The sequence below is a fragment of the Caulobacter sp. GW456-12-1-14-TSB4 genome (assembly GCF_059424195.1).
Genome location: NZ_JBWKZF010000009.1, coordinates 185,161 through 197,860, shown reverse-complemented (window position 1 = coordinate 197,860; position 12,700 = coordinate 185,161). Strand labels below are relative to the sequence as shown.

The window sequence follows — 12,700 nt, the reverse complement described above, 5'->3', positions numbered from 1 at the left end:
ATCCTGTCCGGATCGCGGGCGTTTCTGCATGCGCCTCACAGCTCTACGATCTGGGCCCCGGCTTTCGCCGGGGAGACGGAGTAAGGGCAACCTTCACCTTGAGCAGGCGTTCCTCCCGTCCCAACTATGGGCTTCAACCTGAACGCCCCTTCATCGGGGCGCCGGAAAATGGCCTTGCGGCGGCCTTCGCGCAGGCCAAGGTTGCGGCTAAGGAGTTCGCATGACCACTCGCCGTCTTCTTCTCGCGGCCGGCCTCGCCGCCGCCATCGTCTCGCCCACCCTGGCCCCCTCGGCTTTCGCTCAGGACGCCAAGCCGGTCGCCGCCAAACTGACGCCTGAACAGCAGGCGCTGATGGACAAGGCCACCGCCTATATCCAGGGCCTGTCCTCGGCCAAGGGCCGCTTCGTGCAGACCGATGCGCGCGGAACCCAGACGCAGGGGACCTTCTACATGCAGCGTCCGGGCAAGGCGCGGTTCGCCTATGACCCGCCGGCCGGCCTGCTGGTCGTCAGCAACGGCAACAACGTCAACATCTTCGACAGCCGGCTGAAGACCTTTGAGAGCTATCCGCTCAGCAAGACGCCGCTGAACCTGCTGCTGGCCCGCGAGGTCCGCCTGGATCGCGGCGTGATCATCACCGACGTGCGCCCGTTGGCCGATGGCTTCACCATCGTCGCCCAGGACGCCAAGCGCCAGGCGTTGGGCCGCATCTCGCTGGACTTCTCCAACAGCCCGGTCGCCCTGATGGGCTGGACCATCACCGACATCAAGGGCGGCCAGATCCGTGTGCGCCTGGTCGATTTCGCCGAGACCTCGGACCTGGATCCCAAGCTGTTCGTGCTTACCGATCCGCGACGCAAGGTCGGGAAGCCCTCCTAGGTTGCCGGTTTTTCCGGTTCGGGACGGTGCAAACGTTGGAAATGTGACATTACCACAACAGGCAAGAATCAACCCACCTTGGGGTTGACTTAAAACTTGGAAGTGGCATATTTAACACGCATGGCGATGAGCGACCGACCCGCTCCTCGCAAACCGTGCCGGATCCTATCCCCTCCCGGCGGCGGCATGAGAGACTAGACTTTTGCCCCCGGACGCTAAGGTGTCCGGGGGCATTTTTCTTTTGGCGACCGGCCTCTGGCCGGAGGGTCGTCCTGACAGGCTGGCGTTTCCCCTTCCGGAGCTTTAGAGCGAGGCCATGCGCCTCCGTATCGCCACCTGGAACGTCAATTCCGTCCGCCTCCGCGCCGAACAGGCCGCTCGCTTCGTCGACGAGCAGGCTCCGGACGTCCTGTGCATGCAGGAGATCAAGTGCCAGGAGGGCGAGTTCCCGCGCGAGGCCTTCGAGGCCATGGGTCTGCCGCACCTGAAGATCGCCGGCCAGAAGGGCTGGCACGGGGTGGCCATCGCCTCGCGCCTGCCGTTCGAGGACGTGCCGACCCTGATGAACTGCCGCGAGGGCCATGCCCGCTGCGTGGCGGTCAAGGTCGCCGGTGTCGACATCCAGAACTTCTACATCCCGGCCGGCGGCGACACGCCCGACCGGATCGGCAATCCGAAGTTCGACCATAAGCTGGACTTCTACGAGACCCTGACCGCCGCCCTCAAGAAGCGCGACCCCAAGGCGCCTCTGATCGTCACCGGCGACCTGAACATCGCGCCCGGCGAGAACGACGTGTGGAGCCACCGCCAGATGCTGAAGGTCGTCAGCCACACGCCCGCCGAACTCGAAGCCTTCGACGCGATGATGAAGTCGATGGACCTCCTGGACCTGCCGCGCCTGGCGACGCCGGAGCCGGAGAAGCTGTTTTCCTGGTGGAGCTACCGCGCCGCCGACTTCCGCAAGTCCAACCGCGGCCTGCGCCTGGACCATATCCTGGCCAGCCCCGGCCTGCGCGACGCGGCGATCGTGGACGGCAAGGTGTCCTCGCGCGTCCACGACACCGTCCGGGAGTGGGAGCGTCCCAGCGACCACGCGCCGGTGACGGCGGACTTGAAGGTCTAGAAGTAGCCGGCGTTTTCCAGGTCTTCGGCCAAGCTCGGCCCCGTCGGCGCCCAGCCCAGCGTTTCCCGCGTCCAGGCCGCCGAGGTCGCCGCGTCCATGCCGGCGAACATGGCGAACCAGCCGAAGTGCTCGGCGGGCCGGCTCTCGACCGGGAGGCCCAGGCCCTTGCCGATCGCGGTCGCAATCGTCTTCATCGGCACGGCTTCCTCGGCGACGGCGTGATAGCGCTCGCCGCCCGCGCCGCGCTCGATGGCCAGGCGGTAGAGCTTGGCGGCGTCGCTGCGATGGACCGCCGACCACCTGTTGTCGCCTTCGCCGATATAGGCCGCGACGCCCTTCTCGCGGGCCAGGTTGATCAACATCGGTACGAAGCCGTGATCGCCGGCCCCGTGGGTGGTCGGCGCCAGGCGCACGATCGAGGCGCGGACGCCCTTGGCGACTAGCGCGTCGGCGGAAGGCTCGGAAATCCGGGGCGAGCCGCCGCCGGGCCGGTCTTCCTCGGTGGCCATCCGGCCGGAAGCCAGCATCGCCGTGCCCGAGGTCACCAGGATCGGCTTGGTCGTGCCCTCCAGCGCCGCGCCCAGAACGCCGATGGCCCGGCCGTCCTGCTGGGCGTTCTCGGCGAACTTCGAGAAGTCGTGGTTGAAGGCGGTGTGGATCACGCCGTCGCAAGCCGCCGCGCTGCTCGCCAGGACCTCATGGTCGTCGAGCGTGCCGAGCACGGCTTCCGCGCCCGCCGCCCGCAGCTGGGCCGCGCCGGCGTCGGAGCGCGACAGCCCCAGCACCTGATGGCCGTGGGCGAGCAGTTCCTGAACGACGGCCGAGCCGACGAAGCCGGTGGCGCCGGTGACGAAAATGCGCATGGGCGGGACCTTTCGAGGTTTCACTCCGGCCACCCTGCGCGCTAGGATCATCCTGTTAAAGTAGTGAGTTTATACGGGTATAAGACCTAACAGGATGAACGCGCCGCACCTGACCGAACATCGCCTGGGCGCCTATCTGCGCGACCGTCGGGCCAAGCTGGACGCCGCCGCCCTGGGTTTCTCGGGACCCCGCCGCCGCACGCCGGGCCTGCGCCGCGAGGAGGTCGCTCAGCGCGCCCACATCAGCGCCACCTGGTACACCTGGCTGGAGCAGGGCCGAGGCGGAGCGCCGTCGGCCGACGTTCTGGACCGCATCGCCCGCGCCCTGATGCTGACCGAGGTCGAGCGCGAACATCTCTATCTGCTGGGCCTGGGTCGGCCTCCGGAGGTCCGCTACCGCGAAACCGAAGGGGTGAGCCCCCGGCTACAGCGGGTGCTGGACGCCCTCGACCCCAGCCCGGCCATGATCAAGACCCTGACCTGGGACGTCATCGCCTGGAACCGCGCCGCCACCGTGGTGCTGGCCGACTATGGCGACTTGCCGCTGGAGGAGCGCAACATCCTGCGCCGCATCTTCTGCGATCCGCGCTCAAAGGCCTTCAACACGGAATGGGAGCACGTCGCCCGGTTCGTGGTCGCCGCCTTCCGCGCCGATGTCGCGCGGGCCGGGGCAGGGGCCGAGGCCTCGGTCAACGCCCTGGTCGAGGAGCTGACCCGCCGCAGTCCGGACTTCAGGACCATGTGGGCCGAGAACGACGTCCGCTACTACGGCGACGGCATCAAGACCCTGCGCCACCCGGTGCTGGGCCAGGTCTCGTTCGAGTACTCGGCCTTCGCCGTAGATGGGCGGCCGGACCTGGGGATGATCGTCTATAATCCGGCGACACCGGAGGACTTGGCGCGCGTCCGGGCGCTGGTGGACGGTAACTAGCGGTCTCAGCGGACGAAGATTGACCCCGCCACGCTCAGCACCAGCCCAACCCCGATCACCACCATGGCCACACGCACCTGTCGGTGAGCGACGTTCACGGTCCAGCCCATCATGGGATTCATTTTGGGAACGATGAGACGCGGATCGTGGGGGTCATTGTAGAAGCCCCAGCTGTACTTGTTTTGCATGGCGACAAAATCCTTGGGCAAGGAATTCTAACGCCGTTTCTCGATTGAAAGAAGAGCCTCAGCCTTCCAGCGCCACGACGCCCTGGGTGATCCACAGGGCCTTGTCCTTGAGGTTCTTGCGGATCCAGGCGGCGTGGACTTCGCGCTCGGCGTCGGTCGAGCGCAGGGGCAGGGGACGCGGGCGGGCGCCGTACGAACCCTGGACCGCGGCCGAGACCGATAGGGCCTCGACGTGGGTCAATTCCAGGGCGCGTTCCTTGCCGCCCTGCAGTTCCAGATAGACCTCAGCCAGCAGGTGCGAGTCGATCAGCGCCCCGTGCTTGTCGCGGCTGTCGAGGCTGATCTTGAAGCGTTTGCAGAGCGCGTCGAGCGAGTTGTACATGCCCGGAAAGCGCTTCTTGGCCATGGCCAGGGTGTCGATCCAGCGCTCTTCCAGGATCGGCGCGCGGCCGCATTTCTCCAGCTCGAAATTGACGAAGCTGCGGTCGAAGGCGGCGTTGTGGGCGACCACGACGCTGTCGCCGACGAAATCGATGAACTTGTCGGCGATCTCGTGGAACTTCGGCTTGCCGGTCAGGAAGGCCGACGACAGGCCGTGGACCTTCTCGGCCTCGGCCGGCATGTCGCGCAGCGGGTCGCAATATTCATGGAACGAGCGGCCGGTCGGCATGAAGTCGACCACCTCGATGCAGCCGATTTCGACCAGGCGGTCGCCCGTCTTCGGATCGAAGCCGGTGGTTTCGGTGTCGAGGATGATTTCCCGGGCCATCGCTTTTCAATGGCCCGCTTCGTCGCCGGCTTCAAGCGTGGCCGGGAGTTCTCAACAGAGTCAGAAGGTCGCGGACCTGCTGTTTGGCGCTGTCGAGCCCCTGGCTGGTGTCGATGACGAAGTCGGCGCGCGCGCGCTTTTCGGCGTCTGGCGTCTGGCGGGCCAGGATCGCCTCGAATTTCTCCGGGGTCATCTCCGGGCGGGCCAGGACGCGGGCCCGCTGGACGTCGGCGGGGGCGGAAACCACGACCACCTTGTGGACCTTCTTCTCGCCGCCGGTCTCGAAGAGGAGCGGGATGTCGAGCACCACGATCTCGTGGCCTTCGGCCTGGGCGGTTTCGAAGAACCCGATCCGATGCGCGCCGACCAGCGGGTGGACGATCGCCTCCAGCTTGGCCAGGGCCTCGGAATTGCCGACCACCTGGGCGGACAGTTTGGCGCGGTCGATCGCGCCGTCCACCACCACGCCGGGAAAGGCTTCCTCGACCGGTCCGACCGCCGCGCCGCCGGTGGCGTAGAGCGCGTGGACGGCGGCGTCGGAGTCGTAGACCGGCACGCCTTCGGCCTGGAACAGCGCCCCGGTCGTCGACTTGCCCATGCCGATCGAACCGGTGAGACCCAGGATCAGCATGTCAGGCCTCGCCCAGCAGCTTCAGCGCAATGGTCCGAACATCGACCTGCGCCGGCGGCGCGACGCCATAGATGGCTTCGAAGCTGGGGACCGCCTGGCGCAGCAGCATCTCCAGGCCATCGACCGTGCGGCGGCCTGCCGCTTCGGCGCGGCGCAGGAATTCGGTGCGCAGCGGCTTGTAGACCATGTCCATGACCACGGCCGTCTCTGGCGTCAGGGAAAGATCCGCCATGGGACCTTCGCCGCCGCCCAGGCCCAAGGAGGTCGCGTTGATCACCAGGCCGGCCTCGGACAACAGGCTGGGCAGGCCGGTCTCCTCGGACGCGATCACCTTGGGCCCGAAGGCGTCGGCCAGCTCCTGGGCGCGGGCCAGGGTGCGGTTGACGACACGGACATGCGGCGCGCCGGCCAGCAGCAGGGCCGCGACCGCGCCCCGCGCCGCGCCGCCGGCCCCGAGGATCACCACCGGCGCGGCCGTGATGTCGAAGCCGGGGGCCTGGATGGCGATGGCGTCCAGCAGGCCGGGGCCGTCGGTGTTGTCGGCATGGACCGTTCCGTCGGCGCTGAAGATCAGCAGGTTCGCCGCGCCGGCCATCTTGGCCAAGTCGCTGGCGGTGTCGGCCAGCGCCAGGGCCCGTTCCTTGAACGGGATGGTGACGTTGAGACCCTTGATCGCCCCACCGCGCAGACCGCCGATGAAGGCCTCGAACCCTTCCAGGGTCGGGGCGAACGGGACATAGGCGGCATCGAGACCGGCCGCCGCGATCCAGGCGTTGTGCAGGATCGGGCTCATCGAGTGCTTGATCGGCGCGCCGCAGACGCCGCCGACGATGGCGGCTCCAGAGATCGTCATGTGGCGAGAGCCCCGTGAAGACGCAGGAAGTCGAGCAGGCCGATCAGCGGCAGGCCCAGAATGGTGAAATAGTCGCCATCGACGGCGTCGAACAGCTGCACGCCCTCGCTCTCCAGCTCGTAGCAGCCGACCGACCACAGCAGGGCCTCGCCGCGCCGCTCTATATAGGCGTCGAGCCAGGCGTCGCTGAACGGACGCACCGACAGCTTGGCGCTCTCGACGATCCGCCAGATCGGCTGGCCGTCGCGGGCCACGACCACGGCCGAGTGCAGCTTGTGGGTCGTTCCGCGCAGCTCCAGCAGATGCTCGCGCGCCTGCGCCAGGCTTTCGGCCTTGTCGAACAGCTTGCCCTTGAGGTCGAGCGTCTGGTCGGCGCCGATCACCAGGCCGGGGCGCTTGGCCGAGACCTTGACCGCCTTCATCTCCGCGAGGGCGTCGGCGATGTCGCGCGGCGTGACCTCCTCGGCCAGCAGGCCGGCCTTGGCCGCGTCTTCGTCGACGCCGGGGCTGACCGCCTCGAAGGCGACGCCGGCGTTCTTCAGGATCATCTGCCGCGCCGAGCTCTTCGACGCGAGCGTTACCGGGGTGAGACTCATCCCAGGACCTCGACCTTGCCGCGGCCGCCCGACAGCAGGTTGATGATCGCCGCCGCCGTCTCCTCGACGGAACGGCGCGTGATGTCGATCACCGGCCAGTTCATCCGCTCGAACAGGCGGCGGGCGGCGATGATCTCCTGGCGCACGGCGTCGCCGTCCACATAGTCGCTCTCGCGGTTCTCCTTGAGGGACAGCAGGCGGTTGCGGCGGATCTGGATCAGCCGGTCGGGCGAGGTGATCAGGCCGACGATCAATGTGTTCTTCAGCTCGAACAGCTCGGGCGGCGGCGGCCGGCCAGGCACCAGCGGCACATTGGCCGCGCGCACGCCCCGGTGCGCCAGATAGATGCAGGTCGGGGTCTTGGAGGTCCGCGACACGCCGACCAGGATGACGTCGGCCTGGGTCAGGTCCTGACCGCCCTGGCCGTCGTCATGGGCGATGGCGTAGTCCAGGGCCTCGATGCGATCGAAATAGTCGTTGGTCAGGGCGTGCTGGGCGCCGACCCGGGTCGAGATCCGTGCGCCCAGATAGCGCGACATGGCGCTGATCACCGGATCCAGAGCGGCGATGCAGGGCATCTCCAGCTTGCGGCAGCCTTCCTCGAGCGCCTGGCGCAGGTTCGGATCGACGATGGTGTGCATCACAACGCCCGGCGCGCCGCCGATTTCCTCGAGCGCCCGGTCCAACTGACGCGTGGAACGGACAAGCGCGTAGATGTGTTCGATGGGCAGGATATCGGTGAAACGAGCGCACACCGCGCGCGCCATGGCGTTCAAGGTCTCGCCCGTGGAGTCCGAAACCAGGTGGATATGGAAGTAGGTGGCGAAGCGCGGCGGCAGCCGTTCCCCGTCCCCCTGAGCCAGACTCTCCTGTGGATCATCCGTTAACGGTTGCTTAACCACTTGCCGTGCCTCTGGGGACGCCTGGGCGCCGAATGGCCCAGAAGGTGTAGTGTCATGGCGCCGCTGTGATCAACGGTCGCATTGCTCGCGTACCATCCCCAGGCTCGCCCCGCATCCCCCGAAGCGTGAATCCCAGCTGTCCAAGGCCTGGGAAAGAGTCCCGTGAAGGGTCTTTGTCCCGGCGCGGCGAATTAAGATTTCATTAAGACCTTCAAGGCCCTGCAAGCCTGTCCACATGATTAACAGACTCTTAATCACATGTGGGAAGGCCTGGGGGAAAAGGCGGATCAGCTGTGCGAGTCACTCGCCCGTCAGGCGTTTTCCCCACTATGCAGTTGCCCTCCAACCCCCTCCATTCATCTTAATTTCTTATTAAGAAATGATAGAAAGACCTTAGGGAGCTTACGGACTTGAGCCGGGACGCTCGCCGGGCTTTAACCCGAGCCATGACGTCTCCCACCCAGACTCCTAAATTTCTCTCAACGCTCGCCGGAGAGCACCACGCGAACCCGCCGATCTGGTTCATGCGTCAGGCAGGCCGGTATCTGCCCGAGTATCGCGCGGTGCGCGCCACGGCGCCGGACTTCATCAGCTTCTGCTTCGATCCGGAAAAGGCGGCGGAAGTCACCCTGCAGCCCATGCGTCGGTTCCCCTACGACGCCTCGATCGTCTTCGCTGATATCCTGCTGATCCCCGGCGCCCTGGGCCAGAAGGTCTGGTTCGAGGCCGGCGAAGGTCCGAAGCTGGGCGAAATGCCGTCGATCGAGTCCATGGCCGACAAGGCCGGGAATGCGGGCGAGGCCCTCAAGCTCGTCGGGGAGACGCTGACCCGGGTTCGATCGGCGCTCGATCCTTCGAAGGCCCTGATCGGCTTCGCCGGCGCGCCGTGGACGGTGGCGACCTACATGATCGAAGGCGGCTCCAGCGATCGCAGCGGCGCGCGGACCTACGCTTACCAGAACGCCGAGAAGCTGGACGCCCTGATCCAGGTGCTGGTCGACTCGACGATCGACTACCTGGCCATGCAGGTCGACGCCGGCGCCCAGGCCCTGAAGCTGTTCGAAAGCTGGGCCGAGGGCCTGTCCGAGCCGCTGTTCGACCGCCTGGTCACCCAGCCGCACATCAAGATCATCGAGGGCCTGCGGGCGCGCGGCGTGACGGTCCCGATCATCGGCTTCCCACGCGGGGCCGGGACGCTGGTCGAGGACTACGCGACCAAGGTCCCGGTGCAGGGCGTGGCGCTGGACACCTCGGCTTCGGCGAAGCTGGGCCAATCGATCCAGAAGACCAAGACCATCCAGGGCGCGCTTGATCCGCTGCTGCTGCGGGCCGGTGGCGATGAACTCCTTCGCCGCGTCGACCAGCTGCTGGAACAGTGGAACCAGGGCCCCTACATCTTCAACCTGGGTCACGGCATCCTGCCCGACACGCCGATCGCCAATGTCGAACTCGTCCTCGAGCGGGTGACCGGCCAGAAGGTCGGCGGCTAGTGGCCAGGAAGCTCGCCGTCGTCCTGTTCAATCTCGGCGGGCCGGATGGTCCGCGCGCGGTGCGGCCGTTCCTGTTCAACCTGTTCCGTGATCCAGCCATCATCGGCCTGCCGGCGATCGCCCGCTATCCGATCGCGGCCCTGATCGCCACGACCCGCGAGAAGATGGCCAAGGCCAACTACGCGATCATGGGCGGCGGCTCGCCGTTGCTGCCGGAGACGGAAAAGCAGGCGCGGGCGCTGGAAGCCGAGCTGGCCAAGGCGCTGCCGGATGTCGAGGCCAAGTGCTTCATCGCCATGCGCTACTGGAACCCGCTGACCGGCGAGACGGCCAAGAAGGTCAGTGCATTCGCACCGGATGAAGTCGTACTGCTGCCGCTCTATCCGCAGTATTCGGCGACCACGACCGCTTCGTCGCTGAAGGCTTGGCGCGAGACCTACAAAGGCGGTGGTCGTCAGACGACGGTGTGCTGCTATCCGGACGAGGCCGGCCTGGTCGAGGCCCACGCCCGGCTGATCCGCGAGACCTGGGAGAAGGCCGGTTCGCCGGCGAACGTGCGCCTGCTATTCTCGGCCCATGGTTTGCCCGAAAAGGTGATCCTGGCCGGGGACCCCTACCAGAAGCAGGTCGAGGCCACGGCCGCGGCGGTCGCCGCCAAGCTGCCGGCGGGTCTGGACTGGACCGTCTGCTACCAGAGCCGGGTCGGGCCGATGAAGTGGATCGGTCCCTCGACCGACGACGAGATCCGCCGGGCCGGCGTCGACGGCAAGGGCGTGATCGTCACCCCGATCGCCTTCGTGTCCGAGCATGTCGAGACCCTGGTCGAGTTGGATCACGAATACGCCGAACTGGCGAAAGAGCAGGGGGTCGCCCCCTACATCCGCGTGCCGGCCCTGGGCGTCGCGCCGGAGTTCATCGCCGGCCTGGCCGCCATGGTGGGCAAGGCCCTGGCCACCGGCGGGGTCATCCCCGGCGGCGATTGGCGCGGGCCTGAAACCTGCCCCTGCAATGAGGAACACCCGGCGTGATCGATTTCCTGGTCGCCCACTTCAACGTCGTGCGCGGGCTGCACATTCTGTCGGTCATCGCCTTCATGGCCGGGATGCTCTACCTGCCGCGCCTGTTCGTCTATCACACCAAGGCTACGCCGGGTTCGGAGATGGACGAGACCTTCAAGGTCATGGAGCGCCGGCTGCTGCGCGGGATCATCAATCCCGCCTCGATCGCGACGGCGGTGTTCGGCCTCGGCCTGATCCTGGCCGATAGCGCCATCCGCGGCTGGAGCTTTCTCGCTCAGCCCTGGATGGTCACCAAGCTGATCGCCCTGGTCGGCCTCTATGGCTGGCACGGCTTCCTGTCGGCCTCGCGCAAGAAGTTCGAACGCGGCGAGAATGTCCGCTCGGAGAAGTTCTGGCGGATCACCAACGAAATCCCGTTCGTGCTGGCGATCGTCATCGTCATCTCGGTGACGACGAAGTTCCTGAACCACTGACCTGGAGTTTATCCTCGGGCCGACCTTGGTCGGACCCGGGGGACAGGCTCAGGGTGAGGAATGCGGGTAGGACCTCGCACTAGAAACCCTCATCCTGAGCTTGTCGAAGGACGAGGGTTTCGGTCCTGCCGCTTGACCGGCCGCGCCCCGCGTGGTTTGCATCCAGAAGGTTCGCTATCTGCGAACCTACCTCTTCACGGACCGGCGCCCGTCCTGGCGCGCCCTGCGAGCCATCCGCTCCAAGGTCTGTCCCCCAAGCGACCGCGTCATCGCCAATCGACGCGCATGCTGGTCTGCCCTACGGGTTTGGCCAGCATGACTTTCAAAGTTCTACCGGCCGGACTCCGTCTTGGGGTCCGCGCCCCTCCTTGAGTCTTGTCATGACCGAAGAAACCGAAAACGAAATCCCGGCCGCCGAAGAAGCGACCACCGAAGAGACCACTGTCGATATCGACACCACGGTCGAAGCCGCTGCCGCCGATGCGGAAGCTGACGCCGAAGGCGAAGACGACGGCTCGGGCATCGCCGAGGCCGTCGCGGCCCTGGGCCTGAAGTCCATGTCCCTGCAGGAGCTGAAGGAGAAATCCCCGGCCGACCTGCTGGCGTTCGCCGAGACCTTCGAGGTCGAGAACGCCAACTCCATGCGCAAGCAGGACATGATGTTCGCGATCCTGAAGACCCTCGCCGAAGAAGGCGTGGAGATCTCGGGCTCGGGCACCATGGAAGTGGTGCAGGACGGCTTCGGCTTCCTGCGCTCGCCGGAAGCCAACTACCTGCCGGGTCCGGACGACATCTACGTCTCGCCCTCGCAGATCCGGAAGTATGGCCTGCGCACCGGCGACAGCGTCGACGGCGCCATCCGCTCGCCGCGTGAAGGCGAGCGCTACTTCGCCCTGACCAATGTCTCGAAGATCAATTTCGAGAGCCCGGACAACGTCCGCCACAAGGTCCACTTCGACAACCTGACGCCGCTCTATCCCGACGAGCGCCTGAACATGGAACTGCCCGATCCGACCATCAAGGATCGCTCGGGCCGCGTCATCGACATCGTCGCGCCGCTCGGCAAGGGCCAGCGCTGCCTGATCGTCGCCCCGCCGCGCGTGGGTAAGACGGTCATGCTGCAGAACATCGCCAAGTCGATCGAGACCAACCACCCCGAGTGCTACCTGATCGTCCTGCTGATCGACGAGCGCCCGGAAGAAGTCACCGACATGCAGCGCACGGTGAAGGGCGAGGTCATCGCCTCGACCTTCGACGAGCCGGCGACCCGTCACGTCCAGGTGGCCGAGATGGTCATCGAAAAGGCCAAGCGCCTGGTCGAGCACAAGCGCGACGTCGTCATCCTGCTGGACTCGGTCACCCGTCTGGGCCGCGCCTACAACACCACCGTCCCGTCGTCGGGCAAGGTGCTGACCGGCGGTGTCGACGCCAACGCCCTGCAGCGCCCGAAGCGCTTCTTCGGCGCGGCGCGTAATGTGGAAGAGGGTGGTTCGCTCTCGATCATCGCTACGGCCCTGATCGACACCGGCAGCCGCATGGACGAAGTGATCTTCGAAGAGTTCAAGGGCACCGGTAACTCGGAAATCGTCCTGGACCGCAAGGTCGCGGACAAGCGCATCTTCCCGGCCATCGACGTGCTCAAGTCGGGCACCCGCAAGGAAGAGCTCATCACGCCGCGCGACCAGCTGCAGAAGACCTACGTCCTGCGCCGCATCCTCAACCCGATGGGCGCCTCGGACGCCATCGAGTTCCTGCTGGACAAGCTGCGCCAGTCGAAGACCAACGGCGACTTCTTCCAGTCGATGAACACCTGAGTCCAAGCGGACTCACCGCAGATACGAGAAAGGCCCCGGTTCTACCCGGGGCCTTTTTTGTTCGATCCTCCCTCTCTGGGGGAGGTGGCCCGGAGGGCCGGAGGGGGCAGCGCGGCCTATGCCGAGATGGCCCCCTCAGTCGCTCCGCGACAGCTCCCCCAAAAGGGG

General features: G+C 66.5%; 15 protein-coding genes. 8 read left to right on the top strand and 7 right to left on the bottom strand.

Features of this window, described 5'->3' with window-relative positions; translation table 11 throughout:
- From AC07YH_RS11355 to AC07YH_RS11345, 3 genes are all read left to right on the top strand, one after another.
- A partial coding sequence (locus AC07YH_RS11355) for a hypothetical protein (protein ID WP_494747090.1) occupies nt 1–224 on the top strand: 224 nt, incomplete at its 5' end.
- A complete protein-coding gene (locus AC07YH_RS11350; protein WP_494747089.1) occupies nt 221–880 on the top strand; it encodes an outer-membrane lipoprotein carrier protein LolA in 660 nt (219 codons plus the stop codon). The genes AC07YH_RS11355 and AC07YH_RS11350, both read left to right, overlap by 4 nt.
- Before the next feature lie 316 nt (nt 881–1,196).
- Entirely contained in the window at nt 1,197–2,003 is an 807-nt protein-coding gene (locus AC07YH_RS11345; protein WP_494747088.1) for an exodeoxyribonuclease III, read from the top strand.
- Here AC07YH_RS11345 and AC07YH_RS11340 read toward each other — a convergent pair.
- The gene (locus tag AC07YH_RS11340; RefSeq protein ID WP_494747087.1) at nt 2,000–2,866 is read right to left on the bottom strand and encodes an SDR family oxidoreductase; all 867 of its coding nucleotides are present in this window, start codon (nt 2,864–2,866) and stop codon (nt 2,000–2,002) included. The genes AC07YH_RS11345 and AC07YH_RS11340 overlap by 4 nt on opposite strands.
- A 94-nt stretch (nt 2,867–2,960) precedes the next feature.
- Here AC07YH_RS11340 and AC07YH_RS11335 point away from each other — a divergent pair, with 94 nt between their 5' ends.
- Nucleotides 2,961–3,797, top strand: a complete 837-nt coding sequence (locus AC07YH_RS11335; RefSeq protein WP_494747086.1) for a helix-turn-helix transcriptional regulator — start codon at nt 2,961–2,963, stop codon at nt 3,795–3,797.
- 5 nt (nt 3,798–3,802) lie between these two features.
- Here the strand turns inward: AC07YH_RS11335 and AC07YH_RS11330 are convergent, their stop codons facing one another.
- Genes AC07YH_RS11330 through AC07YH_RS11305 form a run of 6 tightly spaced genes read right to left on the bottom strand, consistent with a single transcriptional unit; the run spans nt 3,803 to nt 7,736 of the window.
- Nucleotides 3,803–3,985 carry a hypothetical protein gene (locus tag AC07YH_RS11330; protein WP_494747085.1) on the bottom strand — a complete coding sequence of 61 codons (183 nt, stop codon included), beginning with the start codon at nt 3,983–3,985 and terminating at the stop codon, nt 3,803–3,805.
- A gap of 58 nt (nt 3,986–4,043) precedes the next feature.
- Nucleotides 4,044–4,754 (bottom strand): DNA polymerase III subunit epsilon, encoded by a 711-nt coding sequence (gene dnaQ / locus AC07YH_RS11325; RefSeq protein WP_494747084.1) that lies wholly within the window; start codon nt 4,752–4,754, stop codon nt 4,044–4,046.
- A 31-nt stretch (nt 4,755–4,785) separates the two neighbouring features.
- Nucleotides 4,786–5,385 (bottom strand): dephospho-CoA kinase, encoded by a 600-nt coding sequence (gene coaE, locus AC07YH_RS11320; protein WP_494747083.1) that lies wholly within the window; start codon nt 5,383–5,385, stop codon nt 4,786–4,788.
- Between the two features lies 1 nt (nt 5,386).
- Nucleotides 5,387–6,238, bottom strand: a complete 852-nt coding sequence (aroE, locus tag AC07YH_RS11315) for a shikimate dehydrogenase (RefSeq protein ID WP_494747082.1) — start codon at nt 6,236–6,238, stop codon at nt 5,387–5,389.
- Nucleotides 6,235–6,834 (bottom strand): Maf family protein, encoded by a 600-nt coding sequence (locus tag AC07YH_RS11310; protein ID WP_494747081.1) that lies wholly within the window; start codon nt 6,832–6,834, stop codon nt 6,235–6,237. Before AC07YH_RS11310 ends, aroE begins: the two co-directional genes overlap by 4 nt.
- A complete protein-coding gene (locus tag AC07YH_RS11305) occupies nt 6,831–7,736 on the bottom strand; it encodes a pyruvate, water dikinase regulatory protein (RefSeq protein WP_494747080.1) in 906 nt (301 codons plus the stop codon). Before AC07YH_RS11305 ends, AC07YH_RS11310 begins: the two co-directional genes overlap by 4 nt.
- 446 nt (nt 7,737–8,182) lie before the next feature.
- On the opposite strand from AC07YH_RS11305, the gene hemE reads away from it, so the two are divergent.
- From hemE to rho, 4 genes are all read left to right on the top strand, one after another.
- Nucleotides 8,183–9,226, top strand: coding sequence for a uroporphyrinogen decarboxylase (gene hemE / locus AC07YH_RS11300; protein WP_494747079.1), 1,044 nt, complete (start codon nt 8,183–8,185; stop codon nt 9,224–9,226).
- Nucleotides 9,226–10,254, top strand: a complete 1,029-nt coding sequence (gene hemH, locus AC07YH_RS11295) for a ferrochelatase (RefSeq protein ID WP_494747078.1) — start codon at nt 9,226–9,228, stop codon at nt 10,252–10,254. The genes hemE and hemH overlap by 1 nt, the downstream gene beginning before the upstream one ends.
- A complete protein-coding gene (locus AC07YH_RS11290) occupies nt 10,251–10,718 on the top strand; it encodes a CopD family protein (protein WP_494747077.1) in 468 nt (155 codons plus the stop codon). Before hemH ends, AC07YH_RS11290 begins: the two co-directional genes overlap by 4 nt.
- A 380-nt stretch (nt 10,719–11,098) precedes the next feature.
- Entirely contained in the window at nt 11,099–12,532 is a 1,434-nt protein-coding gene (gene rho / locus AC07YH_RS11285) for a transcription termination factor Rho (protein ID WP_494747076.1), read from the top strand.
- Nucleotides 12,533–12,700 lie beyond the last annotated feature (168 nt).

Excerpts from the sequence above, each read along its gene's own strand:
- AC07YH_RS11340 (WP_494747087.1), bottom strand. The coding sequence starts at position 2,866 with ATGCGCATTTTCGTCACCGGCGCCACCGGCTTCGTCGGCTCGGCCGTC.
- aroE (WP_494747082.1), bottom strand. The coding sequence starts at position 6,238 with ATGACGATCTCTGGAGCCGCCATCGTCGGCGGCGTCTGCGGCGCGCCG.
- AC07YH_RS11330 (WP_494747085.1), bottom strand. The coding sequence starts at position 3,985 with ATGCAAAACAAGTACAGCTGGGGCTTCTACAATGACCCCCACGATCCG.
- hemE (WP_494747079.1), top strand. The coding sequence starts at position 8,183 with ATGACGTCTCCCACCCAGACTCCTAAATTTCTCTCAACGCTCGCCGGA.
- AC07YH_RS11350 (WP_494747089.1), top strand. The coding sequence starts at position 221 with ATGACCACTCGCCGTCTTCTTCTCGCGGCCGGCCTCGCCGCCGCCATC.
- dnaQ (WP_494747084.1), bottom strand. The coding sequence starts at position 4,754 with ATGGCCCGGGAAATCATCCTCGACACCGAAACCACCGGCTTCGATCCG.
- rho (WP_494747076.1), top strand. The coding sequence starts at position 11,099 with ATGACCGAAGAAACCGAAAACGAAATCCCGGCCGCCGAAGAAGCGACC.
- coaE (WP_494747083.1), bottom strand. The coding sequence starts at position 5,385 with ATGCTGATCCTGGGTCTCACCGGTTCGATCGGCATGGGCAAGTCGACG.
- AC07YH_RS11345 (WP_494747088.1), top strand. The coding sequence starts at position 1,197 with ATGCGCCTCCGTATCGCCACCTGGAACGTCAATTCCGTCCGCCTCCGC.
- AC07YH_RS11335 (WP_494747086.1), top strand. The coding sequence starts at position 2,961 with ATGAACGCGCCGCACCTGACCGAACATCGCCTGGGCGCCTATCTGCGC.
- AC07YH_RS11310 (WP_494747081.1), bottom strand. The coding sequence starts at position 6,834 with ATGAGTCTCACCCCGGTAACGCTCGCGTCGAAGAGCTCGGCGCGGCAG.